Origin of the sequence: Phytohalomonas tamaricis (assembly GCF_003012345.1) — a bacterium.
Classification (GTDB): Bacteria; Pseudomonadota; Gammaproteobacteria; order Pseudomonadales; family Halomonadaceae; genus Phytohalomonas; species Phytohalomonas tamaricis.
Genome location: NZ_PVRV01000019.1, coordinates 221,580 through 247,518, shown reverse-complemented (window position 1 = coordinate 247,518; position 25,939 = coordinate 221,580). Strand labels below are relative to the sequence as shown.

Annotated in this window: 25 protein-coding genes; 17 read left to right on the top strand and 8 right to left on the bottom strand. The window is 58.4% G+C overall.

What is annotated here, in order from left to right; all coding sequences use genetic code 11:
- Nucleotides 1-10: 10 nt before the first annotated feature.
- Together C3Z11_RS03105 and C3Z11_RS03100 are read left to right on the top strand one after the other, a co-directional pair.
- Nucleotides 11-688, top strand: coding sequence for a DUF1007 family protein (locus tag C3Z11_RS03105; RefSeq protein ID WP_106476182.1), 678 nt, complete (start codon nucleotides 11-13; stop codon nucleotides 686-688).
- A complete protein-coding gene (locus C3Z11_RS03100; RefSeq protein ID WP_106476180.1) occupies nucleotides 673-1,713 on the top strand; it encodes a nickel/cobalt transporter in 1,041 nt (346 codons plus the stop codon). The genes C3Z11_RS03105 and C3Z11_RS03100 overlap by 16 nt, the downstream gene beginning before the upstream one ends.
- 11 nt (nucleotides 1,714-1,724) lie before the next feature.
- Here C3Z11_RS03100 and C3Z11_RS03095 read toward each other — a convergent pair whose 3' ends face one another.
- Complete coding sequence (locus C3Z11_RS03095) at nucleotides 1,725-2,144, bottom strand: HIT domain-containing protein (RefSeq protein WP_106476178.1); 420 nt, start codon at nucleotides 2,142-2,144, stop codon at nucleotides 1,725-1,727.
- A gap of 179 nt (nucleotides 2,145-2,323) precedes the next feature.
- Here C3Z11_RS03095 and C3Z11_RS03090 point away from each other — a divergent pair, with 179 nt between their 5' ends.
- From C3Z11_RS03090 to C3Z11_RS03065, 5 genes are all read left to right on the top strand, one after another.
- Nucleotides 2,324-2,455, top strand: a complete 132-nt coding sequence (locus tag C3Z11_RS03090) for an entericidin A/B family lipoprotein (protein WP_106476176.1) — start codon at nucleotides 2,324-2,326, stop codon at nucleotides 2,453-2,455.
- Nucleotides 2,456-2,737: 282 nt separating this feature from the next.
- On the top strand, nucleotides 2,738-4,906 hold the full coding sequence (locus tag C3Z11_RS03080) for a TonB-dependent siderophore receptor (RefSeq protein ID WP_262927202.1): 2,169 nt from the start codon (nucleotides 2,738-2,740) through the stop codon (nucleotides 4,904-4,906).
- A gap of 140 nt (nucleotides 4,907-5,046) precedes the next feature.
- On the top strand, nucleotides 5,047-5,652 hold the full coding sequence (locus C3Z11_RS03075; protein WP_262927201.1) for a YqaA family protein: 606 nt from the start codon (nucleotides 5,047-5,049) through the stop codon (nucleotides 5,650-5,652).
- 55 nt (nucleotides 5,653-5,707) lie between these two features.
- A complete protein-coding gene (locus tag C3Z11_RS03070) occupies nucleotides 5,708-6,319 on the top strand; it encodes a YqaA family protein (protein ID WP_158700908.1) in 612 nt (203 codons plus the stop codon).
- A 27-nt stretch (nucleotides 6,320-6,346) separates the two neighbouring features.
- The gene (locus C3Z11_RS03065; protein WP_106476168.1) at nucleotides 6,347-6,940 is read left to right on the top strand and encodes a YqaA family protein; all 594 of its coding nucleotides are present in this window, start codon (nucleotides 6,347-6,349) and stop codon (nucleotides 6,938-6,940) included.
- Between the two features lie 104 nt (nucleotides 6,941-7,044).
- Here C3Z11_RS03065 and C3Z11_RS03060 read toward each other — a convergent pair whose 3' ends face one another.
- The 5 genes from C3Z11_RS03060 to dhbC all read right to left on the bottom strand — a co-directional run bounded on the left by C3Z11_RS03060 (nucleotide 7,045) and on the right by dhbC (nucleotide 12,800).
- Nucleotides 7,045-7,875: a 2,3-dihydro-2,3-dihydroxybenzoate dehydrogenase gene (locus C3Z11_RS03060; protein ID WP_262927200.1), complete on the bottom strand. Its 831-nt coding sequence runs from the start codon at nucleotides 7,873-7,875 to the stop codon at nucleotides 7,045-7,047.
- 2 nt (nucleotides 7,876-7,877) lie between these two features.
- The gene (locus C3Z11_RS03055; RefSeq protein ID WP_106476166.1) at nucleotides 7,878-8,729 is read right to left on the bottom strand and encodes a siderophore-interacting protein; all 852 of its coding nucleotides are present in this window, start codon (nucleotides 8,727-8,729) and stop codon (nucleotides 7,878-7,880) included.
- Nucleotides 8,730-8,858: 129 nt separating this feature from the next.
- Nucleotides 8,859-9,785 (bottom strand): isochorismatase family protein, encoded by a 927-nt coding sequence (locus C3Z11_RS03050; RefSeq protein ID WP_106476164.1) that lies wholly within the window; start codon nucleotides 9,783-9,785, stop codon nucleotides 8,859-8,861.
- Nucleotides 9,786-9,816: 31 nt separating this feature from the next.
- The gene (locus tag C3Z11_RS03045) at nucleotides 9,817-11,523 is read right to left on the bottom strand and encodes a (2,3-dihydroxybenzoyl)adenylate synthase (protein ID WP_106476162.1); all 1,707 of its coding nucleotides are present in this window, start codon (nucleotides 11,521-11,523) and stop codon (nucleotides 9,817-9,819) included.
- Nucleotides 11,520-12,800, bottom strand: a complete 1,281-nt coding sequence (dhbC, locus tag C3Z11_RS03040) for an isochorismate synthase DhbC (RefSeq protein WP_106476160.1) — start codon at nucleotides 12,798-12,800, stop codon at nucleotides 11,520-11,522. Before dhbC ends, C3Z11_RS03045 begins: the two co-directional genes overlap by 4 nt.
- A gap of 249 nt (nucleotides 12,801-13,049) precedes the next feature.
- Here dhbC and C3Z11_RS03035 point away from each other — a divergent pair, with 249 nt between their 5' ends.
- The 6 genes from C3Z11_RS03035 to C3Z11_RS03010 all read left to right on the top strand — a co-directional run bounded on the left by C3Z11_RS03035 (nucleotide 13,050) and on the right by C3Z11_RS03010 (nucleotide 19,708).
- On the top strand, nucleotides 13,050-14,270 hold the full coding sequence (locus tag C3Z11_RS03035; protein ID WP_106476158.1) for an MFS transporter: 1,221 nt from the start codon (nucleotides 13,050-13,052) through the stop codon (nucleotides 14,268-14,270).
- A 74-nt stretch (nucleotides 14,271-14,344) separates the two neighbouring features.
- On the top strand, nucleotides 14,345-15,019 hold the full coding sequence (locus C3Z11_RS03030; protein ID WP_106476156.1) for an HAD family hydrolase: 675 nt from the start codon (nucleotides 14,345-14,347) through the stop codon (nucleotides 15,017-15,019).
- A gap of 20 nt (nucleotides 15,020-15,039) precedes the next feature.
- Complete coding sequence (locus C3Z11_RS03025) at nucleotides 15,040-15,912, top strand: LysR family transcriptional regulator (protein ID WP_106476154.1); 873 nt, start codon at nucleotides 15,040-15,042, stop codon at nucleotides 15,910-15,912.
- A 349-nt stretch (nucleotides 15,913-16,261) separates the two neighbouring features.
- Nucleotides 16,262-18,544, top strand: a complete 2,283-nt coding sequence (locus tag C3Z11_RS03020; RefSeq protein ID WP_106476152.1) for an FdhF/YdeP family oxidoreductase — start codon at nucleotides 16,262-16,264, stop codon at nucleotides 18,542-18,544.
- Between the two features lie 107 nt (nucleotides 18,545-18,651).
- A complete protein-coding gene (locus C3Z11_RS03015) occupies nucleotides 18,652-19,437 on the top strand; it encodes a formate dehydrogenase accessory sulfurtransferase FdhD (protein ID WP_106476930.1) in 786 nt (261 codons plus the stop codon).
- Nucleotides 19,438-19,441: 4 nt separating this feature from the next.
- Nucleotides 19,442-19,708 (top strand): hypothetical protein, encoded by a 267-nt coding sequence (locus C3Z11_RS03010; RefSeq protein ID WP_106476150.1) that lies wholly within the window; start codon nucleotides 19,442-19,444, stop codon nucleotides 19,706-19,708.
- Between the two features lie 24 nt (nucleotides 19,709-19,732).
- Here the strand turns inward: C3Z11_RS03010 and C3Z11_RS03005 are convergent, their stop codons facing one another.
- A complete protein-coding gene (locus C3Z11_RS03005) occupies nucleotides 19,733-20,629 on the bottom strand; it encodes an NAD(P)-dependent oxidoreductase (protein WP_106476148.1) in 897 nt (298 codons plus the stop codon).
- Nucleotides 20,630-20,776: 147 nt separating this feature from the next.
- On the opposite strand from C3Z11_RS03005, the gene C3Z11_RS03000 reads away from it, so the two are divergent.
- Complete coding sequence (locus C3Z11_RS03000; RefSeq protein ID WP_106476146.1) at nucleotides 20,777-22,411, top strand: amidase; 1,635 nt, start codon at nucleotides 20,777-20,779, stop codon at nucleotides 22,409-22,411.
- A gap of 15 nt (nucleotides 22,412-22,426) precedes the next feature.
- Here the strand turns inward: C3Z11_RS03000 and C3Z11_RS02995 are convergent, their stop codons facing one another.
- Entirely contained in the window at nucleotides 22,427-23,329 is a 903-nt protein-coding gene (locus tag C3Z11_RS02995) for a LysR family transcriptional regulator (RefSeq protein WP_106476144.1), read from the bottom strand.
- Between the two features lie 111 nt (nucleotides 23,330-23,440).
- Between C3Z11_RS02995 and trpB the strand changes: the two genes are divergently transcribed.
- The 3 genes from trpB to C3Z11_RS02980 are packed head-to-tail and all read left to right on the top strand — an operon-like array spanning nucleotide 23,441 to nucleotide 25,874.
- Nucleotides 23,441-24,646 carry a tryptophan synthase subunit beta gene (gene trpB, locus C3Z11_RS02990; protein WP_106476142.1) on the top strand — a complete coding sequence of 402 codons (1,206 nt, stop codon included), beginning with the start codon at nucleotides 23,441-23,443 and terminating at the stop codon, nucleotides 24,644-24,646.
- A gap of 20 nt (nucleotides 24,647-24,666) precedes the next feature.
- Nucleotides 24,667-25,482 carry a tryptophan synthase subunit alpha gene (gene trpA, locus C3Z11_RS02985; protein ID WP_106476140.1) on the top strand — a complete coding sequence of 272 codons (816 nt, stop codon included), beginning with the start codon at nucleotides 24,667-24,669 and terminating at the stop codon, nucleotides 25,480-25,482.
- 47 nt (nucleotides 25,483-25,529) lie between these two features.
- A complete protein-coding gene (locus C3Z11_RS02980) occupies nucleotides 25,530-25,874 on the top strand; it encodes an I78 family peptidase inhibitor (protein WP_106476138.1) in 345 nt (114 codons plus the stop codon).
- Nucleotides 25,875-25,939 lie beyond the last annotated feature (65 nt).

Genomic DNA, 25,939 nt, shown 5'->3' with positions numbered 1-25,939 from the left:
GGATGCGGATATGCGAGACGATAGAGCGGCGACTGGACGTAGGAGTCAATGGCTGGGGATTGCACTGCTGGTGGGGTTATTCACGGCCTCACCGGTTAATGCTCATCCTCACGGCTGGGTTGACCTGCGCGTTGGCGTGCGCTTTGACGACCAGGGCCGGGTCATCGCGCTGGAACAGGCGTGGATGATGGACCCTTTTTATAGCCTGACGCTGATTGAAGAGCTGTCGCAGGTCAAGGATGGCACCAACATGAACCAGCGCCTTGATGCGCTCGGTGCGGAAATTCTCGCCAACCTCAAGCAGGAACATTACCTCTCGCACGTTAAGCACGACGGTCACGATCTCGCGTTTGGCCAAGTAGATGAGTACAACGTGATGCAAAACGGCAAGCGCATTGAATTCGACTATGTATTGCCACTGGCCGAGCCGCTGGCGCTCGATGGCAAACCGTTGCGCTATCGCATCTATGATGCGACCTACTTCATTGAATTTCTCCATGATGATCAGGCCAAGACGCCGCTGCGGCTGATCAATGCGCCTGAAGGCTGTGAGGGGCATATCAACAAGGCCGACCCTGATCCCGCGCTGGTCGCCAAGGCCTCGGCCATCGATATTGACGCTCAGGCACCGGACGGTCTGGGCAGTTACTTCGCCGATACCGGAGTCGTCACATGTCCCGCTACCTGATTTCGCTGGGCGCGGCGCTGTTGTTGGGAAGCCTGATACTTGTCACGCTTGAAACGGCATCAGTCCATGCGCTGTGGAGCGCGCTGATTGGTCAACTCTTGGAATGGCAGCGCCATTTCCAGCGTGGCTTGACCATGGCGATGATGGCATTGTCCGAGCGGGCCACCTCCTCTACTTGGTTGAGCCTGATCGGACTCAGCTTCGGCTACGGTATCTTTCACGCCCTCGGGCCGGGTCATGGCAAGGCGGTAATGACCACGTACATGCTTACCCAGCGGGCGGCGCTACGGCGCGGTATCGCCATGTCGATTGCTGCCGCACTGCTGCAGGGCTTCATGGCGGTGATCATCATGAGCGTGCTGGTCTTCGGGCTGGGCTGGCTGACACGCCAGGCAATGGGTAGTGTGCGCCCGGTGGAGCAGGCGAGCTTCGTCATGGTCGTGGTGCTTGGCGTGTGGCTCTGCGTACGTGCGCTTCGCCAGTTATGGCAGCTTCAGCGTCGCGACAGCCATAGCCGAGGTGACTCGCCGGCCGCTCAGGTATTGCCGGCGTCCGGCAGCGAGGCGCTGACTTTCTCGGTGGCTACCTCGCCACGTCCTGCCTTTGGTGTCACTAACGATCATACTCATGATGCCATGTGCGGCTGCGGTCATGCCCATCATATCGATCCGGCCAGCGTCGGCCATAGCTGGCGCGACGCGGCGGTCGCTGTGCTGGCGATCGGGCTGCGGCCTTGCAGCGGCGCTATTCTCATGCTGGGCGCCGCCTCGCTACTTGGCCATTGGGGCGCGGGAGTACTGGCGGTAATGGCGATGTCCGCCGGTACGGCGATCACCATTGCTACACTGGCGACGCTGTCCGTCGTGGCGCGTGGCTGGATGCGTCGGCTGGCGTCGCATGAGCGGCGCTGGATGGGATATGCCACGCAAGCGATAGCACTGATCGGCGGTCTGGTCATCGTTGCTCTTGGCATTGGTCTGCTCTTTGCCGGTGGCTCAGCGCCACCGCCGAGCTTTCTCGGCTAGCTGTGCACGTATTAAAGCGTTAACGCTTCGAAACGCTGGCGTAATTCGCTGACACGCTGCGAAAGCAGTGGCTCATCATACGGAACTGCCTGTCCCTGGCCCCAGACCGGTCCGGGCCATGCGGCGTCATCGCCAAAACGCACAATGACGTGAACGTGTAATTGAGGCACTTGATTACCGAGTGCGCCGATGTTCAGTTTGTCACCGTTGAAGTGCGTCATCAGGGTTTCGCCGACGGCGGTAATTTCCTGCCACAGTTTTGTCTGATCGCTGTGTGTCAGGTCATAGATTTCGCGAATGTTAGCGACAGCCGGTACCAGAATCACCCACGGGTAGCGGGCATCATTCATCAACAGCACGTGGCACAGTGGCAACGAAGCGATCGGGGCGGTATCAGCGGCAAGGCGGGAGTGAAGTTCGAAAGGGGCCATATCCATCTCCAGAGCGAAAACGAGGGGTGATGATAGCCCACGATGCCAGACGAAAGGATGAGATTGCCAATTGAGGGTGTCGTTTTGTTGCAACGTTGCTACGCTGAAAGTGGTTACGATGCGATAACGTTCAGAATGCTACGCATCTGACACGATGATAAATGCCAAGGAGGCTATTCATGAAAAGATTTTTCGCCGTTACATTTCTGGCTCTGTTTTCCATGTCGGCGCTGAGCGCCTGCAATACCATCGGCGGTGCTGGTGAAGATATCGAGAAGGGCGGTGAGGCCGTACAGGACGCTGCCAGCTGATCTTAATGCCATTATGCATGTCAGTGTGAAGCCGGGCGAAAGCCCGGCTTTTTTATGCCCCGCCGATGAGAGCCCTAGTAAAAACGTCGACTTTGATTGCGCAACGCGTAATGAGTTCCGGTTTTACTTGATAATGTTTATCATTCTTTTTATCTTGTCTGCGTTTGGCTTGCCGGCGTGGACTGCGTGCAGTTTCGCTCGAGCGCTAAGAAATAAAGAATATATCAGGGTCACCGAAGGATAACGTTGATGCGAAAAATGGCTTCGAAGCGGTCAGCAACTATGAGTTTGAAACCGCTGTCATCGCTGATGATCGGCGCGGCGCTGCTGCACGCTTCACCCTATGTACTGGCGCAGAGCACGTCAGATGCCACTAACGTTACTGCTTCCTCTGCGTCGGAGGACTCGAATGCGCGTCTTGATACCCTGACCATTGAAGGCAACCGTCTATATGAGATGGTGGCTTCCGAGCAGAGCGGCGGCTATACCGTCGACGCCGCCACCGTCGGCACCAAGACGCCAGCAGCGCTGCGTGACATTCCGCAGTCGATCAGCGTAGTGACCCGTGACACCATTGAAGATCAGAATCTCGATACCCTCGACGAGATGGCCAAGCGCACTCCTGGTATGCGCGTGCTGCCCAACGATAGCGGCCGTTCCTCGATCTACTCGCGCGGCTATGAATACGACGAGTACAACATCGACGGCCTGCCGGCACCCATGACCAGTATCAATGGTTCGGTGCCCAACCTGGCCGCATTCGACCGCGTCGAAATCATGCGCGGGCCGTCGGGCTTGTTCAACAGCACCAGCGAAATGGGCGGTATCATCAACCTGGTGCGCAAGCGCCCGACCTACGACTTCCAGGGCCACGTCACCGGCCGCTACGGCAGTTGGGATCAGAACTACCTCGAAACCGATATCTCCGGGCCGATCGATGCCGCTGGCCGCATCCGTGGACGTATGGTGATCAGCGACGACGACACCAACGGCTACGTCGACCATAACGAGAACACCAATCAGACCTTCTACGGTGCGCTCGACATCGACCTCGACGAAAACACCATGCTGTCGCTCGCCTATCTGCGCCAGCATCGGGACATCACTCCGAGTAACGGCGTGCCGACCGATACGGACGGCAATCTACTCGACTTCCGCCGCTCCAAGTACTTTGGCGCCGACTGGAACAATTTCGAGAGCCAGAGCAACGACTGGATTGCTGAACTGACCCACCAGTTCGACAACGGTGGTTATGGACGTATCGCTACGCGTTACTCCAAGCGCAATGCAGACTACAAGTATGCCTATACCTTCAGCGGGGTGGACGCCAATAACGAAGCCAGCATGGTTGCTCTGGGAGGTAAGGTTGATCAGGAGTCGACTTCTGTCGATGCCAGCTATAGTCAGCCGTTCCAAACCTTCGGTAATGTCAGTGAGTTTGTGGTAGGAAGCGACTACAAGCGCTATGAAACTGAGACACGTCAGGGGGTGTCCAGGCTGGGAACTATCAATGTCAACACCTACAGTTCAGACCAGTTTGACGAGCCTGATATTGCCTATACAAGAACTAATAACCGCAATACCTTGGAAGAGTATGGACTGTATTCCAAACTGACTTTCCGCCCGTTTCAGCCTTTGGCACTGATCGCTGGCGGCCGCGTTAGTTCGTATGATGTACGTACTACCAACTACCTCAACGATACGTCGGGCTCACGTAGCGACGATTCCCGCTTTACGCCCTATGCCGGTGCGGTGCTAGATCTTGATGATCACCATTCTCTGTATGCCAGTTACTCCGAGGTATTTGATCCACAGACTTATACTGACGCCAACGGTGGGCTGCTCAAGCCGCGTGAAGGCACGCAGTATGAAGTCGGTGTAAAAGGCAGCTACTTCAATGGCGATCTGAACGCGCGTATATCCGCCTTCCGCTTGTATGATGAAAACCGGGCCGCTCAAGTAGTAGAAAACGGTACAGCGGTGAGCGGTGTTTACGCCTCTGTAGGTAAAACACGTATGCAGGGCGCTGAGTTCGAGCTGACAGGCACTTTCTTGCCAAACTGGGACGTTATCGTTGGTTACACTTATCTTGATATCGACATCAGAAGTGAGGGAACGGACGATACAGCGTTCGTGCTGATGCCGAAGAATCAGTTCAACCTCTGGACCCAGTACGGCTTCGAGGGTGGCATGCTCGATGGCTTCCATATCGGCGGTGGTGTAACCGCGCTAAGTGATTTCCATACTTCAAGCTCCCCTCGTGTCAATGCCCCGGGCTATGCCGTGGTCGATGCCATGGTCGGCTACGACTTCACCGATAGCCTCAAGGGCCAGCTCAACTTCAATAATATCTTCGACAAGACCTACTTTGAGCGTGTCGGTTCTGTCAGTACCTTCAACATGTACGGCGCGCCGTCCAACGTGGTGGCTTCATTGCGCTACGACTTCTAATCTGTTCGTAGAGCGCATCATCCGATCAAGCACCCCCGGCTCAAACCGGGGGTGTTTTTTCATGATGACAAAGTATCGCTATGCTGGAAGGGCGTCGCTGCTGCGGCGCTTTGTTCATTTGGTCGAAGGATAATCGCAACGTGAGTTTCACCGCATCGGTACAGCAACGCTGGCAGCGTCTCGCCGTCTGGCTGAGCCGGCTCTCCGAGCGCCCCGGGGCGCTGACTGCACTGTTCATTTTTGCTGCATTGGATGTGCTGGTCGTGCCACTGCCGGTTAGCATGGTGTTGCTGCCGTGGATGCTGGCTGAGCCCAAGCGCAGCTTTCGTCTCGCCTCGGTTGTTGTCGCTGGCAACGTTGTCGCCGCGGCGCTGGGCTATCTGGTGGGTGCGCTGGCGATGGAGCATCTGGGCACCTTGTTGATTACCGTTTTCGGCAGCGAACACGGCTACGCTGAATTCGAGCAGTATTTCAATGAAAACGGCTTCGTTGCCATCTTGGTGTTTGCGATCACACCGCTGCCGATCCAACTGGCCATGTTGGGGGCCGGGGCAACGGGCTATTCCTTTTTGCTTTTCCTGCTGGCTACTCTGCTTGGCCGCGGCCTGCGCTATTATTCCGTAGCTCTCTTGATTCTGTTAGGGGGAGACGCCGCGCTGGCGCTTTGGCGACGTCATACCCGGCCCATACTGATACTGATGTGTGTGGCGTTGGGGATATGGGCCGGCTGGTATTGGCTTTCATGAACACGCTGCATTGTTTGGCTGGTCATCGTTCATTTATTGAATTTGGAAGAGCGTCTTGAACCCGAAAGTTCCCCTTCACCAGGCCCGCATGACGCTTATCGAGCGTTTCCAGCACCTGCTTGATTGGCCCCATGCCTATTGGCTGCTTTTTGTTATCTCGATTCTTGAATCATTGATTTTGCCCGTGCCGCTGGAGGCGATTTTAATTCCATGGATGCTGGCGAGGCCTAAGACGGGGCTCAAGCTGGCGGCGGTGACTGTTGCGGGTAACCTGGTCGGTGCCAGTATCGGTTACCTTTTGAGCGTCTGGGCTGTTGATGACATCAGGCCCTGGTTGTTCAGTACCATAAGCGGTGCACAGCAGGGATACGCTGATTTTCAGCAGCGTTTCGAGCAGCATGGTTTTCTCGCTATCGCTATCGTCGGCTTCTCACCTATACCGTTTCAGTTCGCCATGATCGGCGCGGGCGCGACCGGCTACTCATTTGTGCTCTATCTCCTGGCGTGCTTTGTCGGGCGAGGGTTGCGTTATTTCGGTCTGGCGCTGTTGATCTGGTGGGGTGGCGAGAAAGCGCTCAACGTCTGGCATCGTCACGCTAGAATCATCGTTGCACTGGCGCTTGTGGCTCTAGGGGGCTGGCTACTGTGGTCGTGGCTGAGCCATTAAGAACATCACTCCACACAAGGGACCAGGATGAGTATCAACCAGACAAAAGCCCATATTATTGAGCATCTAAAGCAACTCATGGATTCCCGGCGTGCGCCCTGGTTGCTGTTCATCGCGTCGATGCTTGAAACGCTGATTTTGCCGATCCCTATCGAAACGATTCTGATCCCGTGGATGTTGGCTCGCCCCGCCCGGTTATGGCGCTTGGCGGCAATCGCGCTGACGGGCAACCTGTTGGCTGCTGCTATCGGTTATGGCCTCGGTGCGTGGGCGATGGGCCATTTCAGCGATCAACTCATTGGTCTATTCGGTGGGCAGCAGGCGTATCAGGCTTTTGACCAGCGCTTTGCTGAGCACGGCTTCTGGGCCATCGTCTCCATTGGCATCGTGCCGATTCCCTTTCAGATTGCCATGCTGGTCGCTGGCAGTACCGGCTACTCGTTTTTGATGTTCATGCTGGCAGCGCTGTTGGCCCGTGGGGCGCGCTATTTTGGGCTAGCCCTGCTGGTACATTCTTTCGGTGAGCGGGCCAAGCGATTATGGCGCGGTAATGAGCACGTGCTTGGGGCGGTAGCGGTAGTGATGGTTATTGCTTGGGTCGGTTGGCAGGTAGGGCAATAGCGGTACGCTTCGAAGCCGATACTGAAACGGCACAGCGAAGGTAAGCGTCGCCGCTGTGCCATACAGGAAGGCTAAGTAAGTGCCCGTGCGGCGACTTCAGGCGCTTAGCCGGTACCGAGTGTGGCGCCGCCGTCGATGCGTAGGTCATGCATGGTGATATGGCTGGCGCGCTCGGATAGCAAAAACAGGATCGCTTCGCTGACCTCATCGGCCGTAGCGATCTTGCCGAGCGGGATACCGGCCTTGTACGTCTCAAGCGAGCCGGCAATGACCCGATCCTTTGATGAGGCGTCACTCCACATGCCGCGCTGCATGTCGGTATCGGTTGAACCCGGCGACACGATATTACAGCGGATGCCGTATTCCGCCAGTTCCAGCCCGAGGCAACGGGTCATCTGCGAGACAGCAGCCTTGGAGGCCGCGTAAGCGCCCATTGCCATGCGCGGCGTGCTGGCAGCGTTGGAGCTGACCACGACAATCGCACCACGGCGGCGTTCGATCATTCGTTTGCCTACCGCACGGGCGACATTGAAAGGCCCGGTAGCGTTAACCGCCATGGCGCGTGCCCATTGCTCATCGCTGAGTTCGGTAACCCGGCCCATCTGCAAGATACCTGCCACCGAGGCGAGGTAATCGATCGGGCCATGCATCTCTTCTGCGGCGGCAATGGCGTTATTGACCGCCTCGGCGTCGCTGACATCGACACCGTGCACGCTCAGACGCTCACCCGCATTATGGGTTTTATTGAGCAGGGCGAGTTTGTCGCGCTGCGCATCCAGCGCCGCCACGCGCGCACCGGCCGCGAGCAGCTTGCGCGTCAGCGCTTCGCCGATACCTTGGGCAGCGCCGGTAACCACAACGACGCGATCCTCGAACTCACTCATCACTGGCGTCTGCTCGACATTTGCGCGCTGATCCTGGCGTGGTTCCGTCATCTTTATTCCAATTCGTCCATGATGCGATGGCGCTCTTGGTGGTAGCGCTCTTCATTATAGGTGTCCTTCCAGTAGGGCACCGCGTAGAGGTTGGCCTTGCTGAGGCCATGGGCGCGCCTGACATAGTCGCGCAATGCCAATACCGCACTATTTTCGCCGCCAATCCAGGCAAAGGTGGCAAGGTCGGCAGGCCAGCTAAGGTGTGATACCGCATCCAATAGCAGGGTCGACTCGCACGGCGCGGTGACCCGGCGATAAAGCCAAGTCACTGTGATACCTGAAGGGTGGGCAAGCGGCTGGCATTCCTGTTCATCGGAAACTTCGATGAATACCTGGCCATGCGCGTCGGCCGGCATCTTTTCAAGTAGCGCACTGATGGCAGGCAGAGCGGTCATGTCACCGGCCAGCAGATACCACTGTGCCTCGCCAAGCATAGGCTTGGGGCCACCGGGGCCGGCGAGACCGATCTTGTCACCGGGAGCCGCGTGGGTGGCCCAACGCGAGGCAGGGCCTTCATCACCGTGAACAACGAAGTCGACTTCCAGCTCGCGGCTGACCGGATCGAAGCGACGAACGGTGTAGGTGCGCGTGATCGGCTTGTCATTGGCATCGGGCCAGATGGGACCATCAGGGCCAACCGTGGGCAGCTGCGGTTCGCGCTGATGCGCACGTGGCAGAAATACCTTGATATGCGCACCGTGAGCGTCGTCGGGGAAATTGACGAGCTGCTCGCCGCTGAGCGTGATGCGCTGCATATGCGGCGTGATGCGTTCGGAACGTACCACCTCAAGCATCCGAGGGGTCTGCTTCTTGGTTTTCTTGGGAGCGGCAATCATCGCAGCAGGCGCATTCATGGTAACCATCCAAGCATTGATTTAACGTACATCCACCATACAACAATTTGGCTAATGAGACGTATTGTCAAATGGCTTTCTTGTACATTTTCTTTTTTGCTGACGTTTTTCGTCTACCTTGAGTGCCTGTTACATCGACGTATGCTCATTGATGAACGCTTCCCACTGGGCAAGCGTCGGTGCTTCGACCAGATCGACGAAGGTGACATCGATGCCGCTACGGCGCATTTTTTCGACCAGACTCATCAGGCGAATCGAGTCGAGGCCGAAGAACAGCAGATTCTCATCACGGGGTACGTCAGCGATGGGCATGTCCATCAACTCTGCGATCTCATCGTGCAACTCGTTGATACCGAAGCCGGCTGCACCGGCGTTAGCCGCTCCGAAAGCGCTATCAGCCGATGTGGTGAAAGATGATCCGGTGGCTAGAGCATCACAAACCTGCGCCGTCGTGGTGGTCACACCGCAGCGCTGCGCAACATAGTTGCCGGCCATCAGGTGTTCCTCGGACGAAAAATCGGCCACTGCATCGAACACGAAGAACGCTTGAACATCTTGCATGAAGGCTTCCAGCGCGGTCGCCATACAACCGATGTGAGCGTAGACGCCGCAGATGATTAACTGGTCACGGCCCTGATCACGCATCATGTCGCGCAGCGGTGAGCGCTGAAACGCGCTGTAGCGCCATTTGGTCAGCACGGTATCACCGTCTTCTGGGGCGAGCGCATCGATAATCGGATACTGCTCAGGTGCGCCGGGTAGGCCCGGCCCCCAGAAGTCGTTGAGCAGGGCGCGATCTTCATCAGGCTGATCGGTGGGCTGCGCGGTATAAATGACCGGCACACCCGTAGCATTAGCTGCCTCACGCAGGCGCACGATGTGCTCAACCAGCTCAGGGATCGGTGCCTGCCCGGTATCGTACTTGTTAAGGAAATACTGCTGCATGTCGTGAATCAGCAGCACGGCCCGATGGGGCTCAGGGGCCCAATCAACGCGATTCTCGGGCTGTGCCTCGGCGCTCGGCATTGGATAGGAGGTGATTGCGGGTATAGCCATTACAAAATCCTTGCGTGTTCAGTGCGGCGTGTCAGGAGGCAGCTTCAGGGTTCGACGGCGTATCGGTTTCTTTTGCGGTGGTGCTCTGCTTCTTGCCCGCACCAAAATAGGTGTCGCGAATCACCTCGCGAAGCACCTTCTTGCTAACCTTGCCGACGCCGGTCTGCGGGAAGGCGTCTATGAACTCGATACGGTCGGGCACTTTGTAACTGGCCAGCCGGGCACGCACGAACTGGGCGAGCTCATGCGGCTTGGGCGGCGTACCGCGAGCGATGACAAACGCGCAGCTACGTTCACCCAGATACTTGTCGGGCATGGCCACTACAGCGACATCGTGAACGCTTTCATGCGCAAGCAGGGCGTTCTCGACCTCTTCGGCGGCGATCTTTTCACCGCCACGGTTGATCTGGTCCTTGTCGCGCCCCTCGACGATCAGGTCACCGTTCTCGGTCAGCATCACCACATCGCCAGTGCGGTAGAAACCGTCCTCGGTAAAGTTTTTGGCGTTGTGCTCGGTGGCATTGAAATATCCGCGAATGGTATAGGGGCCGCGCGTCAGCAGATGGCCGGGCTGGCCGGGCGGCAGATCATTGTCATCATCATCGACCACACGCACTTCATCATCCGGCGAGATCGGCCGGCCCTGGGTGCGGACGATGACGTCTTCGGGGTCGTCGAGACGGGTGTAGTTGACCAGTCCCTCGGCCATGCCGAACACCTGCTGCAGCGTGCAGCCGAGAATCGGACGTACGCGACGTGCTGCTTCTGCCGATAACTTGGCACCGCCGACCTGCAGTACTTCAAGGCTCGATAGATCACGCGTCGTGGTTTGTGCGGCGTCGAGCCATACCAGCGCCAGCGGCGGCACCAGGGCGGCCATGGTGACGTGCTCGCGCTCGATCAGCTCAAAGCAGACATCGGGGCTCGGCCGCGGCGCGATAACGATGCGCCCGCCGGCATAGAGCACGCCGAGAAAGCCCGGTGAGCTCATCGGAAAGTTGTGCGCCAGCGGCAGCACGCCGAGATAGACGGTATCCGTGTCGTTCCGGCAGATTTCGACGCTGCCCCGCAGGCTGTAGATGTAATCATCGTGGCGACGCGGGATCAGCTTGGGCACACCGGTGGTGCCGCCGGAAAGCTGGAAAAAGGCCAGTTCGCGGGAATTGATCTCCGGCAGCGTGTCGAGCGGTTCCTGATCAAGCGAGGCAAACGAGACAAATTCCTCGGCATCACCCAGCACAATCACATGCTCAAGTGTCGTTGCTTCAGCCAGGACGCTGCGCGCCAGGGCGCGATAATCGAAGCCGTCGACGCGGTCGGCAGTGATCAGTGCCTTGGCCCCGGCGAAGTTACAGAAGTGGCCGATCTCGAACTGGCGGTGGGCGGGCAGGGCGAAGATCGGCAGTGCGCCGAGTCTGAACAGCGCAAAACAGGTGACAATGAACTCATGGCGGTTGGGTAGCTGCACTACGACACGCTCGCCCTTGCTGATACCCAGGCGATGCAGGCCAGCGGCGAGACGGTCAGCGCGGTGGTCGAGATCGGCATAGCTCAGGCGCGTGTCACCATCGACGATGGCGATATGCTCACCGAGGCGCTCGGCACGCTCACGGAGCATGGCGCCGAAGGTTTCGCCCCGCCAGTAGCCGGCGGCACGGTAACGTTGTTCGAATGCCGCAGGCCAATCGGGGCAGTAGCGGCTAAGGTCTTCAGTGGCCGTGATGGTGTGATCGGTCATGCTTTCTCCGGTGCATTGTCCTTACGAGCGTCATCCTTGTAGGCGTTAGTGTGCTGAGACACCTCGATAGCGCTATTGACGTCAGCATCCTTGATACCCATGGCATTGAGCATGGTGCGCAGCTTGGTACCGGTTTCGGCGAGCTCCTTCTCGGGCGTCGAGCCGGAAACGACGCCTGCACCAGCGTATAGGCGCATCCGACGTTGCTTGATCTCGGCGCAGCGGATGGCAACTGCCCATTCGCCGTTACCCTCGCTATCACACCAGCCCACCATGCCGGTGAAGAAGCCTCGCTCAAAGGGTTCGATTTCACCGATCGCATCGAAGGCCTGCCGGGTGGGGTGACCACACACTGCCGGAGTAGGGTGCATGGCCAATGCCAGGTCGAGCGAGGTGGTTTCAGGGTCCTTGAGCTCGCCTACCAGCGTGGTCGACAGGTGCCAGAGCGTTTCGGTACTGGTCAGTTCGGGGCCTTCCGGCACGTTAAGCGTAGTGCAGAACGGACGCAGCGCCGCACTTACCGCATCAATGACGATAGCGTGCTCATGATGATCCTTGGTGGAACTCAATAGTGCCGCCGCGCGCCGTTCATCTTCGGCAATGTCAGTGCTGCGTGCCGCCGAACCCGCCAGTGGATTGGCAATGACTCGGTTACCTTCGCGCCGTACCAGAAGTTCGGGGCTGGCGCCTGTAAACACATGCGGATAGTCCGTTTTATTGCCAAGCGGGATGGCAAAGGTATAGCCGTGCGGATTCTGGCGCAGCAGGTTGTTGAGCAGTGCGCTCATATCGATATCGGCATTAGCCTCAATATCGAGTGCACGGGAAAGCACGACCTTATCGAGCTCCTTGCGGGCAAAGCGTGCCAGGGCGTCGTCCACACCCTGACAGTAGCGCTGCGGCACGGGAACGGGCTTTGGCATGCATTCACCCATGCCCAGTGCGCGCTCGCTTAGCGTGCCAGCCTGGGCCCCTAGGGCGGGGGCGACATCGAGTTGTGCCGGAGCTATCAAGCATGCCGGCTGAGTACTATCGAAGGGAATTGCGCCAGCAACGATAGGATATTCATGGCCCGCCTGGCGTGCAGATATCAGTAGCGCATTGACGTCACGGCTCAGCGTATTCGCCGTCGGTGTGATGGCCTTGAATACGCCACGTCCGAGCAGGGTAATATGAGGCGACGCAAAGAGAATGTCGCTATGGGCATAGATATCTACCAGATGCAGGGCAGCTGCATCGGTGGACGCCCCAGGCATGGGCGGCAGGATGGGGTTCATCAGACCTTTCCTTATGTCGGGATGACGCGGCACCGCACGCTGAAACGCTAGCGGAAGCGAGATAATCTTAACGATATTGAGAAACATTATCAAAAACATTTAGTTTTATTTTGTCGGGTGCATTCCGGTACCCGGCACAGGCGTGGTCATGGCCGCTTTTTCATGACACAGCTATGATGAGGCGCGGCGTACCTGCAACCTTTCATATGGGTACCGCATTTTTTCGATTAATCACATTCAGGAAATCCTATGTCTCGACAGGCTCATGCCGCTGCATCGAGTACTGACGTCGTGCTCGCGCCCAACGATGGGTTAGTCTGGTTGATGGCCATGGCCTGCGGGCTTTCGGTGGCCAATATCTATTACGCGCAGCCGCTGCTTGATGGGCTGGCCTCGGCGTTTGGTGTCGATCATGGCAGCGCCGGGCTGATCATTACCATGACCCAGCTTGGCTATGCGCTGGGGATTTTACTGCTGGTGCCACTGGGTGATCTGTTTGACCGCCGGCCACTGGTCACACTGATCAGTGCCGCTGCAGCGCTTTCTTCAGGAGCGGCTGCGCTGGCACCGAACTTCACCGTGTTCATGCTGGCGTCGCTGGCACTGGGCGTTTGTGCGGTAGTGGCGCAAATTCTGGTGGCATTTGCGGCGCATCTGGCCGCACCGGAGAGTCGCGGCCGTGTGGTGGGCCAAGTGATGACAGGGTTGCTGCTGGGGATTTTGCTGGCGCGTACGCTCTCCGGTGTATTGAGCGATATCGCCGGTTGGCGGTCAGTGTTCTGGTGCTCGGCAGGATTGATGGTCCTGCAGGCGTTGCTACTAGGTAAACGCCTGCCGCATCTTCCTGGGCAGATGCGTATGGGGTATCCCAATCTGGTGATCTCAAGTCTCAGGTTACTCGTCGATGAGCCGATATTACGCCGGCGCAGCTTCTTTGGGGCGATGATCTTTGCCGCTTTTGGGGTGCTGTGGACGACGCTGCCGTTTCTGCTCACGACCGAGCCCTATCACTACAGTGAGAGCCTCATCGGTGCCTTCGGGCTGCTGGGCGCGGCGGGGGCATTGTGTGCTTCCCAAGTGGGCAAATTGCATGATCGCGGCCATTCGCACCTGGCCACGGGTATCAGCATGGCCTGTGTCGTTGTCGCCTTTGTGCTGATGGGCGCGTGGCCGGCAATACTGTTGGCGATCTGTGTGGGCATCATCATTCTCGATGTCGGCGTACAAGGTACTCAGATTCTCAATCAAAGCCGCATCTACATGTTGCGCCCCGATGCCCGTAGCCGCATCACTACCGCTTACATGAGCTGCTATTTCCTCGGCGGGGCACTCGGCTCGGCCAGTTCGGCGTGGCTTTATCAGCTGGCGGGTTGGCGTGCGACCTGTGCCTTAGGCGCCGGGTTTGTCCTCTGTGCATTGCTCGTCTGGGCCAGCGGCAAGCGTCACGCTGAAAAAGCTAATGTTGCCTGATGATGGAGCATGGCCTGTTGATAGGTCATGTATAGTAGGAACACGCCATTTATTTTACTGACAAGGATGTTGTTATGAGCCTCAAAGGCATTTTGTTTGATTTTGATGGCACGCTGGCCGATTCCGAAAACGGTCACCGTGATGTCTGGAACGATATCCTCGCTGAGTTTTCCGTCGAGCTCGATAAAGAGACCTATAAAAGCAATTATTCCGGCATTCCGGCGCCCGCCGGGGCCAAGCGCATGGTCGAGGATTATGACTTGCCGATTGAGAGTGATGAACTGGTCAAGCGTAAGGTCGAGCGCACGGTCAAACACTTCAGTGAACAACCGGTCGAGCTGATGGCCCATGCGCGTGAGATACTTGAGTGGGCCAAGGACCGTGGGTTGCGTACGGCGCTAGTGACCGGCAGTGGACGTGACGAACTGATGCCGACGGTCAAGCATCATGAGTTGGAGAAGTATTTCGAGTTCATCATTACCCGTAATGATGTCGAGAACAGCAAACCCGACCCGGAGTGCTATCTCAAGATGATGGAGCAGCTTGGCCTGAGTGCCGAGGAGTGTCTGGTCATGGAGGATACCGAACATGGCGTCAAGGCCGGTCGCAATGCGGGCATCGAGGTTATTGCAGTACCCAATGAATACTCTGTCGAGCATGATTTCAGCGACACCGTGTACACGGCCACCGATCTCAAGCAGGCGATCGAGTGGATCGAGCGTCACCGTCTCAATGACTCGTCGCAATGATTAGGACATATTGAGCGCGCATGGATCATCGTCAGCTGCGCTTTTTGACCGCGCTTGCCCGTGAGCGTCATTTCGGCCATGCCGCCAAGGCGTGTCACGTGACCCAGCCCACGCTATCGGCGCGTCTCAAGCAGCTTGAGGAAGAGCTCGGCACGTCGTTGATTGTCCGCGGGCGGCGTTTTGAGGGCTTCACGCCGGAGGGTGAGCGGGTGCTCACCCATGCCAGGCGCATCCTGGCGGAGTTCGACGAGCTGAAAAGTGAACTCGACCCAGCACTCGGCCCCAGCGGATGGCTGCGTATTGGCATTATCCCTGCGGCACTGGGCGAGGTTACCGGCTGGGTGCCACGCTTGCGTGAGCGCTTTCCATCACTGCACATTCAACTGCGCGAGTACTCGACACTTGCCTTGATGCAGGCGCTGATGGACGGTGAACTCGATCTTGCCGTGGGCTATCTCGATGTGCCCGCCGCCGAGCCATTCGCAGCGCGCCCGCTCTATCGCGAGCGCTATTCAGCCCTGAGCTCAGCCCTGCATTTTGAACTGCCTGCTGGCCTCGACTGGGCCATGCTCAAGGGCTATCCGCTATGTTTGCTGACACCTGAAATGCAGCAGCGTCATCGCATCGATGTATTGCTCGAACGTGCGGGGGTGAGTGCTGATGCCGTGATCGAGGCAGATTCGATGGCGGTATTGGCAGCCTTGATTGCGCAAGGATGTGGCGTAGGCATAGTCCCTTCCACGTTTGAACAGACGATGTTGCTCGATGATCTGATGGTGCGCTGCCTTCCTGCGCACGATGCAGGCGCTCCGGTAGGCCTTTTGTGGCGTGCAGGCGGACCGGTTTCACGCCGGTTGCGCGCCACGCTTGACTGGCTCGACGAGCATCGCTGAAATGATTCTTAAATTATACCCGAGTATTAGCCTGCGTTTTTATAGACGCGTTCTATGACGTTATCGGTACCCTTCATTATCCATGCGACCTTACGTCGCACTATCATGATCCCCAATCCGATTGCCTGTGTTTATCGCGCTGCGCGACGTATTGATCACGCGCTGGATTTCTGTCGGTAGGTGTGTCGTTCGCTGTCGCTGCCGATATCACATGCTTCAATCAACACCGCGCGTGTCAGTGCATTTATCGCGCCAGGGTTCCGTCTGAGTATCGTCATGCGCATTGCGCTCAGACAGCCGCTACGCGGTATCGAGGCGTGTCGCATGCACGTCTTATTCTGGAGTTCCCATGTCGAAAGAACGTATCTATGACTATCATCATCCCGCTGCTGGCTGGGGCGCGCTGAAAGCGGTCGGTATTCATCTCAAGCACAGCGGCGCGCCGCTTTCCAACGTGCGTTCGCTGTTGAAAATGAACCAGCCCGACGGCTTCGACTGCCCGGGCTGCGCCTGGGGCGACCCTGAGCACGGCTCGTCATTTGAATTCTGTGAAAACGGCGTCAAGGCAGTCACTTGGGAGACTACCGCCAAGCGTGTCACGCCCAAGTTCTTCAAGAGTTATTCGGTCACCGAGATGAAACAGTGGGATGATTACCGACTTGAAGACCAGGGCCGTCTGACCTCGCCGATGCGTTACAACCGGGCTACCGACCACTACGAACCGGTGAGCTGGAGCGACGCCTTCGCGCTGGTTGGCCAGCATCTCAAGGCGCTCGACGATCCTGACCAGGCGCTGTTTTATACCTCGGGCAAGGCAGGCAATGAGTCGGCCTATCTTTTCCAGCTGTTCGCCCGGCTGTACGGCACCAACAACCTGCCTGACTGCTCCAACATGTGTCACGAGGCCAGCGGCACCGGCCTGATCGAAGCGCTGGGCATCGGCAAAGGTAGCGTGCTGCTTGATGACTTTGAAAAAGCCGAGGCGATCTTCACCTTTGGCCAGAACCCTGGTACTAACCACCCACGCATGATGGGGACGCTGCGTGAAGCGGCTGAACGCGGCTGTGAAATCGTCGCGTTCAACACGCTCAAGGAGCGCGGTCTCGAACGCTTTGCCGACCCGCAGAAGAAGTTCGAAATGGCACGCCGTGGCAGTCACCGCATCAGTTCGATGTATCTGTGCCCCAAGCTGGGCGGCGACATGGCGGCAATTCGCGGCATGGCCAAGGTCGTGTTCGAGCGTGACGCACGTGATGGTGATGTGCTTGACCGTGAGTTTCTGGCTAAGTACACCACTCAGTTTGACGAGTATCGTGCCCTGGTCGAAGCGACTGGCTGGGAGGTGATCGAATCACAATCTGGATTGACACGTGATGAGATCACCCAGGCCGCCGAGATCTACATTCGCTCCAAGGCGACCATCATCTGCTGGGCGATGGGCATTACTCAGCACGAGCATTCGGTGGCGACGGTGCGTGAGATCGTCAACTTCCTGCTGCTGCGCGGTAACATTGGCAAGCCCGGCGCCGGCACCTGCCCGGTGCGTGGGCACTCCAACGTGCAGGGCGACCGCACCGTGGGCGTCAACGAGAAGGCGCCGGAGTGGTTCATGGCCGCGCTGGAAAAATTCTACGGCGTCACGCTCAAGCGTGACCACGGCCATGACACCGTGTCAGCAATCGGCGCGATGCGTGACGGCAAGTGCAAGGTGTTTATCGGCTTGGCAGGCAATTTCGCTCGCGCGACGTCCGATTCCAACGTCTGTGAGCAGGCGCTGGAAAGCTGCAACCTGACTGTACATATCAGCACCAAGCTCAACCGTAGCCATCTGGTGACAGGTAAGGATGCGCTGATTCTGCCGTGTATCGGCCGCGTCGAGATCGACGCCAAGCCCGACGGCTCGCCACAGCTGATTACCGTCGAAGATTCGATGAGCATGGTCCACGGCTCCGCCGGTATCCATAAACCGGCTTCCAAGGAGCTCTTGTCCGAAGCTTCGATCATTGCCGGCATCGCCGAGCAAACGCTGGGCAGCGACGTGGTCAAATGGACATGGCTGGCTGAGGACTACGACCGCATCCGTGATCACATCGCCCAGATCATTCCCGGCTTTCATGACTTCAATGCACGAGTGCGAGAGCATCGAGGCTTCTGGCTCGGTAATCCTGGGGCACGTCGCGAATTTCCGACCGCGACCGGCAAGGCCAATTTCCTCGCCGCACAGCTCCCGGTCGCCGTGTTGCATCAGAAGCTCGCCAAAAAGCAGGGCTGGGTGACACTGCAGACGATGCGCAGCCACGATCAGTACAATACGACGATCTACGGCTATAACGACCGTTACCGCGGCGTTGAAGGCCAGCGGAGAGTGGTTTTCCTCAACAAGGCCGACATGGCACGCCTCGGCGTGACCAAAGGCCAGTGGGTCGATTTGATCGGTATCGAGGACGATGGCGTGCAGCGCCGCGCCGAGTCGTTCCGCGTGGTCGAATACGATACGCCGGAAGGCTGCGCGGCGGCCTACTATCCTGAGACCAATCCGCTGATTCCGCTCGACAGCGTCGGCTTCAAGAGCAATACGCCGAACTCCAAGTCGGTGGCGATTCGTATCGTACCGAGTACGCGGATTGCCTAAGCGGGCAGACGGCCGTTAGCCACAGGCAGGAAAGGGGCGCATGATGGAAAGTGATCATCATGCGCCCCGATTATTCCTGTATTCCGACAAGCAGCACAGGTGACCCTATGCGGACGTCTCAGCACAACGATTTCAGGCCAGAGCTCGACGACTACGAATTCGCGGTCGATACGCCAAGCGAGCAGCTCAAGGGGCCGACCGAACTGCCGGTGACGCTGTCGTTCAATGACACTGCTTATGCTTCGGTGTTGGCCACGCCTGATGATCTTGAGGCCTGGGCGGTAGGATTCGCCTATAGCGAAGGCATGATCACTCGCGCAGCGCAGGTGGGGGAAATCACTATCCATCGCTTGCGTCACGGCGTGCGTGTACGTCTTGCCGTACCGGCGCATGTCGAACGGCTGGCTGAAGAAAATCGTCGGGTAACCTCAGCATCAAGTAGCTGTGGGCGCTGCGGCAGCGCTGAAGAAGCTCAGATGCTCGAAGGCCTGAAGCGTTTGCCCAAACGTACGCCACCGACGGCTCAGCATGTCCGGGAAGCACTGGCCTGGCTTGAAGAGGAAGGCCGTGCCGGGCTGCACGTCGCATTGGGGCTTGGCATGCACGGTGAACGGCTCGGTGTAGGCGTCGATATTGGCCGTCACAATGCCCTCGACAAGCTGATTGGTGCGAGCCTGATGAAGCACGATGGCAAAGGCGAGCGTCCGGCTTTTGTGCTGCTGTCGAGCCGCTGTAGTCTCGAACTGGTACAAAAGACAGTGCGCGCAGATATCCCGGCGTTGGCAACGCTGTCTCACCCCTCCAATCTAGCCGTTGATATCGCGCGGCTGTGTGGTCTTAATTTAATCTGCTGCCACCGTGGGCGGCGGCTGACCCTGCTGAGCCAGGGGTAGCACCATGCTTGAACACATCGAGTCTTTGTTGTGTCGTCATCCCAACCTTGCCCCGCTTGAGGCGGCGATTCTCGTTGCCCTTTCAATTGCGCAGGAGAAGTCAAAAAAGCCGCTCGATACCGGCAAGCTGGCGCGTGAGTTCGAGGTTGAGCATGCCCTGGTGCGCCGCGCCGCGGTCGCTTTGGAAATCAAGGGCTGGCTGGCAACCGAGGCGCGTTCTGGCAAGAGCCCGGGGCTTACATTGACCCTTTCCAGACCCGTTGAGGTTTGAAACCTCCCCTCGCTGGTAGACACTTTACGGCTGACTCAGATCGATACCGTAACGTTGAGCGATAAAGTCGGAGAGCTCCGGCACGAAATGTTCGGCGAAGCCACCGTCTACGGCTTCCTGGTAGCGGTCGCGAATGGCGCGTCCGACAGGAGCATCGACCTCAACGCCTTCGGCAAGTTGGTTTAAATAGTCCATGTCTTTCTGCGCATTGCTCAGCGTGAAGCGGTGCGCATCGCGGTCCCGCTCCAGCACGTACTGAAAGAAGGTGCGATAGTAGCCGCTGTCCATGCGGCTGCCGCGAATCACTGAGTCGAAAGTCTGCGGGGTAATGCCTGCCCGCGCGCCGATCGTCAATGCCTCGGCAAAAATCGCGCCGTAGCCCATCGCCAGAAAGTTATTTAATAGTTTCATGGTGTGACCTGCGCCGGTCGGGCCGACGTGCACCACCTTGCTGGTCCAGGTGGCAAGCACCGGGCGCAGCCGTTCGATAGTCGCTTCATCACCGCCTATTATTGCCTGCAGTTCGCCAGCCTGAGCCTGGGTTGGCGTGCCGCCCAGCGGTGCATCGACCAGCTCGGCCCCCACGTTTGCGAGCTGGGCGGCGAGGCGACGTGTCGTCTCCGGCAGTGATGTCGAGCAATCGACGATTACCAGCCCCGGATGCGCACCGGCCAACAGGCCATCATCGCCTTCTGCCAGCGCCTCGACCTGCGGCGCGCCGGTAACGCAGAGAAAGACCACGTCGCTGCGCTCGGCCAGTTCGCGCGGCGTCTTCACTTCTGTGGCACCCGCTTGTACCAGCCTGTCCACTGCCTCGCGTTGGCGGTGAGCGATGACCGTCAGCGGGTAGCCCTTGGCAAGAATATTGCTCGCCATACCGGCACCCATCAGTCCCAATCCGGCAAATCCGATGCGTTCCATCGTGCACGCTCCTTGTGTTTGTGTATGTGATGTTGTGTCTGGATGCTTATTGCGTTGAAAGCTGTTGAATCATGCGCTTTCTTCTTCCTCTTGTTGCCCGGTACGCTAACGCGACATGACTTGTGCTAAGCGAACGATGAGACAGCCATGCACAGAGACAACATTCCCGCGCGACTGGTGCAATGGATCGCCTCGCTCGCGCTGATATTCATCATGGTCCCCAGCGCGGCCGCCAGCAACGCGACCTTTGATCCCTTTGACAAGACGCTCGGCAAGCTCGAAAAAGCGCTCAATAATGGGGACGTGAGTTCCGAACAACTGGTCGATTACTACCTTGAACGCATTGAAGCACTCGACAATCAAGGCCCTGATCTCAATGCTTTTGTAGCGCTTAACCCGGATGCCCGGCGACAGGCGCAGGCGCTCGACGAGGAGCGGCGTACCAAGGGCCCGCGTGGACCGCTGCACGGCATTCCGTTCGTGGTGAAGGACAACATGGACGTGGTGGGCTTTGCAACCACGGCAGGCTCGGTCGCGTTGAAGCAGGTCTATCCCCAGCGCAACGCGTTCGTCGTTCAGCGTCTGCTCGATGCCGGCGCAATTTTGCTCGGCAAGGCCAACATGACCGAATTCGCGACCTCTTTCGGTCGGCCAGGCTATGGCTCGCTGGATGGCGCCGCGCGCAACCCTTACGACCTTCGCTATACCGCGTCAGGCTCAAGCAGCGGCCCGGCAGTAGCGGTAGCGGCCAACATGGCGGCATTCTCGCTGGGCACAGATACCGAGGGCTCGATCCGTGGACCGGCTAACGTCAACGGTCTTGTCGGACTTCGCCCAACGCTTGGTCTGCTCAGCCGCAGCGGTATTTTCCCGCTGGCGACATCCTTTGATACGCCGGGTCCCTTGGCGAAAACGGTAGAAGATATTGCCCGCGTGCTTGATGCGCTTCAGGCCGTCGATAAGCAGGATGACGCAACGCTGCTCAGCGCCAGCAAACCGATCGGACACTATGCCGATGCACTAGATGCTCACGCATTGGATAAGGCCCGTATCGGCGTAGTCACCAACTTCAGTGCGGCAAATGCTGACGTGAAGAGGGTAATGCGCCAAGCGGTTAAACGCCTGCGCGATCAGGGCGCTGATGTCGAACGCGTCACGCTGCCCCAGTATTGTGGCACCCTATGGGATTCGATCATCGCGCCGGTGCAGAACGCCGAATTCAAGCCCGGGATCGAACGCTATCTGGCGAAGCTTAAAAATGACGACGCACCTCGCACGCTTGAGGCGCTGATTGCCCGTTGCGAGGCCAATAATCGCACCGGCGGCAAACATCCGGTCAACCCCAGCCGTATCCGAGGTATGAAAAGCGCACTCGCTGATCACTCCATTGCTTCACCAGCTTATCTGGATGCGGTGACCTACAAGATGCCGGCGATGCGTGCAAAGATTGCAAACGTCATGGATACGGGCCACTTCGATGCGCTGTTCTTTCCCTCATCAAAGTGCCCGCCGCCACCGCTTGAACGCGATAACGCGCCGAACTATCGCTGCACGACGGAAAATCCCAATGCCAGTGCTAATCTGGCGTCGGTGACGGGCTTCCCTGAACTGACGCTACCAGCAGGCTATACCGTCAATGGCTTACCTATTGGCGTTTCACTGCTGGGAAGGCCCTTCAGCGAACGCCGGCTGTTGAGTCTCGCCTATGCGCTGGAGCAAGCAGCTCTCGTGCGCCATCCGCCGCGGGAAGCGCCGCAACAGTTGTCATCAAGCCATGGTTGAGATGAGGATGACGATTTAGCCATTATCGCCGCCCAGCTCTGCCACCAGCCAATCGGCAAGACGCTGACCGCGTCGGTCACTGACATGACGTGGAAGCCACAGGCAAATCCGGGCATCGGTTTCGATAAACCCCCACGGCGCGATAAGCCGACCATTATGTAGATCATCTGCAACCAGTAGTTGAGGTGCGATCGCCACGCCAAGCCCGGCCACGGCCGCTTCCAGCAAGTAATAAAGATGCTCAAAGCCCTGACTTTGCGCTTGCGCGTGGGCAAGACGCGTTGGGTCGAGGCCTTGTGCGTGTCCCCACTGCGGCCACGCCTGGGGGCGAGAGGCGGTATGCAACAATTTACAGGCAAAAAGCGTATCCGCACGCGTGGCGTCCAACTGCGAGGCGAGGTGGGGACTGATGACAGCGCCAATACGCTCGGGCGCGAGCTCGATTACCGTCATATCGGTTGGCCACGGCGGTGCAGCGAAGGTAAGTGTTGCGCTGACATCGTCACGCCTAGGATCGAGTTCAGCCTCGCTTGAGAAAACGTGCAGTCTGAGTTCCGGCAGCTCGCGATGCAGGCGGTCAAGGCGGGGAATGAACCAGCGCGCCAGAAAGCTGCCCGGGCAGGCCAACGTAAACGGTGCACCCTCAACCTCGCGCTTGAGGCTCAAGCAGCTGTCACGCAGGCGGGTAAAAGCTTCGCCGACGCCAGAGTGTAGTTGCGCACCGTGATCGGTGAGTTTAAGGCCGCGTCCGACCTTGACGAACAGGGCCACGCCGAAGTGTTCGTCAAGCGTGCGCAGCTGGCGGCTGACCGCACCGTGGGTGACGTTGAGCTCTTGCGCTGCGGCGGTAACGCTGCCTAGCCGGGCTGTTGCCTCGAATGCCCGCAGCGCATTAAGCGGAAGCGTATCGTAATTCATGATAAGTGACTTTTACTCACAGGTTGCTGCAATCTTATCGATTTTTTGTCCGGCGTGTCTTCGTTAATCTTTCAATCATCCTCTTTTCCTATGGCGCCTTCGAGGTAGCACATGACTCAGAACACGATGCAGCCTGACCACAACGGTTTCTTTGGCAGCTTCGGCGGGCGTTTCGTCGCCGAGACGCTGATGCCCCTGATTCTTGAGCTTCAGGCCGAATATGACGCCGCCAAGCAGGACGCTGAATTTCAGCATCAGCTCGCCTACTTTCAGCGCGACTATGTCGGCCGGCCCAGCCCGCTCTATTTCGCCGAGCGGCTGGCTGAGCACTTCGGCGGTGCGAAGATTTATCTTAAGCGCGAGGAGCTCAACCATACCGGCGCGCACAAGATCAACAACTGCATTGGCCAGATTCTGCTCGCCAAGCGGATGGGCAAGACGCGCATCATCGCCGAGACCGGCGCCGGCATGCACGGCGTGGCAACCGCTACCGTGGCGGCGCGTTTCGGTATGTCATGTGTGATCTACATGGGCTCGACCGATATCGAGCGCCAGCAGCCCAATGTCTTCCGCATGAAGCTGCTGGGTGCCGAGGTGATTCCGGTCACGGCCGGCACCGGCACGCTCAAGGATGCGATGAACGAGGCGCTGCGCGACTGGGTCACCAACGTCGACAATACTTTCTACATCATCGGTACCGTGGCCGGGCCGCACCCCTATCCGGCAATGGTGCGCGATTTCCAGGCGGTTATCGGTCGTGAGACGCGCGACCAGATCATGGAAAAGGAAGGGCGACTGCCCGATTCGCTGGTCGCCTGCATCGGCGGCGGCTCGAACGCGATGGGGTTGTTCCATCCATTTCTGGGTGATGAGTCGGTCAAGATGATAGGCGTCGAGGCGGGGGGTAAGGGCGTCGCGACGGGCAAACATGCGGCAAGTTTGAATGGCGGTGTTCCCGGTGTTCTGCACGGCAACCGTACCTATCTGCTTCAGGACGAGGACGGTCAGATCATTGATGCCCATTCGATCTCGGCGGGGCTTGATTACCCGGGCATCGGCCCGGAACACGCCTGGTTGCATGAACAGGGCCGGGTCGACTACGTCTCTATCACCGATGACGAGGCGCTTGAGGCGTTTGAGCTGTGTTGCCGCCAAGAGGGCATTATCCCCGCACTCGAATCGGCCCACGCTCTGGCGCAAGTGGCCAAGCTGGCCCCGAATCTGCCGCACGATCACCTGATGGTGGTCAATCTTAGCGGGCGCGGCGACAAGGATATGTTGAGTGTTGCCCACTATCTTGGTGACAAATTCAAATGAGCGCTGCCCAGGAGAACCGCATGAATACTGTCTCTCGTCTCGATCAGCGCTTTGCCGCGCTCAAGTCAGAAAACCGCCCGGCGTTAGTGACCTACATTACCGCTGGCGATACCAGCTTCGAAAGCTCGCTTGAGATTCTCAAGGGGTTGCCAGCTGCCGGCGCCGACGTGATCGAGCTTGGCATGCCTTTCACCGACCCGATGGCCGACGGCCCGGCGATCCAGAAGGCGGCATTGCGTGCCCTCGAAGCTGGCCAGACCCAGGCCAAAACGCTTGAGATGGTGCGTGCCTTCCGTCAGCACGATCAGGACACGCCGCTGGTATTGATGGGCTATTACAACCCGATTCATCGCTATGGCGTCGAGCGCTTTTTGAGTGATGCTGCCAGCGCCGGCATCGACGGGCTGATTGTGGTCGATTTGCCGCCCGAGCACGACGAGGAGCTGTGTCTGCCAGCGGCGAGACACGGCATTAATTTTATCCGTCTCGCCACGCCGACTACCGATGCCAAGCGACTGCCTAAAGTCATCGAAAACGCTTCGGGATTCATCTATTACGTCTCGGTGGCCGGTGTCACCGGCGGCCAGGCCCCGACGCCGCAGCGTGTCGAGCAGGCGGTGGGGCAACTGCGTGAGCATACCCAGTTGCCGATTGCGGTCGGCTTCGGTATTCGTAGCGCCGAGCAAGCGGCGACAATCGGGCGTTTCAGTGATGCCATAGTGGTCGGCACCGCGCTAGTTGAATGCATCGAGCGTGCCGCGACACCGCGTGATGCGATCGAGGCGGTGCACGACCTGACCCGCGAGCTGGCTGCGGGTGTGCGTCGCGCGCGCTGAATACGCTATCGTGAACGCTTCATTATTGAGTGAATGACGAGGTGGGAATGAGACGTTCACTGATAGGGGTACTGGCGGTGACCGGGCTGCTCGGCGGATGTTCGCTATGGGGCAGCAATAGCAGCGATGATAGTGCTGGGGATAAAACGCAGTTGGCTGTTCAGCAGGACGGTGACAATGCGGCGCAGGATAGCTGTGGCGCACGCCGGCTCGATAATCTGGTAGGCCAAGCCCTGACACAGAGCGTCAAGCAGCGCATTGTCGATGAAAGCCAGGCCCAGCAGTATCGCATGCTGCGCCCGGGCATGATGCAGACGATGGACCACAACGCGCAACGGCTCAATATCACGCTTGATGAACGCGGCACGATCACGAAGTTCGCTTGTGGCTGACGACTTGGCTCAGTGAAACAGCGCCCGGCATGTGTCGGACGCTGTCGTTTGCATCCTACGGGCCT

Excerpts from the sequence above, each read along its gene's own strand:
- dhbC (WP_106476160.1), bottom strand. The coding sequence starts at position 12,800 with ATGAACCCCATCCTGCCGCCCATGCCTGGGGCGTCCACCGATGCAGCT.
- C3Z11_RS03090 (WP_106476176.1), top strand. The coding sequence starts at position 2,324 with ATGAAAAGATTTTTCGCCGTTACATTTCTGGCTCTGTTTTCCATGTCG.
- C3Z11_RS03005 (WP_106476148.1), bottom strand. The coding sequence starts at position 20,629 with ATGGAACGCATCGGATTTGCCGGATTGGGACTGATGGGTGCCGGTATG.
- C3Z11_RS03000 (WP_106476146.1), top strand. The coding sequence starts at position 20,777 with ATGCACAGAGACAACATTCCCGCGCGACTGGTGCAATGGATCGCCTCG.
- C3Z11_RS03050 (WP_106476164.1), bottom strand. The coding sequence starts at position 9,785 with ATGGCTATACCCGCAATCACCTCCTATCCAATGCCGAGCGCCGAGGCA.
- C3Z11_RS02995 (WP_106476144.1), bottom strand. The coding sequence starts at position 23,329 with ATGAATTACGATACGCTTCCGCTTAATGCGCTGCGGGCATTCGAGGCA.
- C3Z11_RS03015 (WP_106476930.1), top strand. The coding sequence starts at position 18,652 with ATGCGGACGTCTCAGCACAACGATTTCAGGCCAGAGCTCGACGACTAC.
- C3Z11_RS02980 (WP_106476138.1), top strand. The coding sequence starts at position 25,530 with ATGAGACGTTCACTGATAGGGGTACTGGCGGTGACCGGGCTGCTCGGC.
- C3Z11_RS03080 (WP_262927202.1), top strand. The coding sequence starts at position 2,738 with ATGAGTTTGAAACCGCTGTCATCGCTGATGATCGGCGCGGCGCTGCTG.
- C3Z11_RS03035 (WP_106476158.1), top strand. The coding sequence starts at position 13,050 with ATGTCTCGACAGGCTCATGCCGCTGCATCGAGTACTGACGTCGTGCTC.
- C3Z11_RS03045 (WP_106476162.1), bottom strand. The coding sequence starts at position 11,523 with ATGACCGATCACACCATCACGGCCACTGAAGACCTTAGCCGCTACTGC.
- C3Z11_RS03010 (WP_106476150.1), top strand. The coding sequence starts at position 19,442 with ATGCTTGAACACATCGAGTCTTTGTTGTGTCGTCATCCCAACCTTGCC.
- C3Z11_RS03095 (WP_106476178.1), bottom strand. The coding sequence starts at position 2,144 with ATGGCCCCTTTCGAACTTCACTCCCGCCTTGCCGCTGATACCGCCCCG.
- C3Z11_RS03065 (WP_106476168.1), top strand. The coding sequence starts at position 6,347 with ATGAGTATCAACCAGACAAAAGCCCATATTATTGAGCATCTAAAGCAA.
- C3Z11_RS03060 (WP_262927200.1), bottom strand. The coding sequence starts at position 7,875 with ATGACGGAACCACGCCAGGATCAGCGCGCAAATGTCGAGCAGACGCCA.
- C3Z11_RS03030 (WP_106476156.1), top strand. The coding sequence starts at position 14,345 with ATGAGCCTCAAAGGCATTTTGTTTGATTTTGATGGCACGCTGGCCGAT.
- trpB (WP_106476142.1), top strand. The coding sequence starts at position 23,441 with ATGACTCAGAACACGATGCAGCCTGACCACAACGGTTTCTTTGGCAGC.
- C3Z11_RS03055 (WP_106476166.1), bottom strand. The coding sequence starts at position 8,729 with ATGAATGCGCCTGCTGCGATGATTGCCGCTCCCAAGAAAACCAAGAAG.
- C3Z11_RS03025 (WP_106476154.1), top strand. The coding sequence starts at position 15,040 with ATGGATCATCGTCAGCTGCGCTTTTTGACCGCGCTTGCCCGTGAGCGT.
- trpA (WP_106476140.1), top strand. The coding sequence starts at position 24,667 with ATGAATACTGTCTCTCGTCTCGATCAGCGCTTTGCCGCGCTCAAGTCA.
- C3Z11_RS03020 (WP_106476152.1), top strand. The coding sequence starts at position 16,262 with ATGTCGAAAGAACGTATCTATGACTATCATCATCCCGCTGCTGGCTGG.
- C3Z11_RS03105 (WP_106476182.1), top strand. The coding sequence starts at position 11 with ATGCGAGACGATAGAGCGGCGACTGGACGTAGGAGTCAATGGCTGGGG.
- C3Z11_RS03100 (WP_106476180.1), top strand. The coding sequence starts at position 673 with ATGTCCCGCTACCTGATTTCGCTGGGCGCGGCGCTGTTGTTGGGAAGC.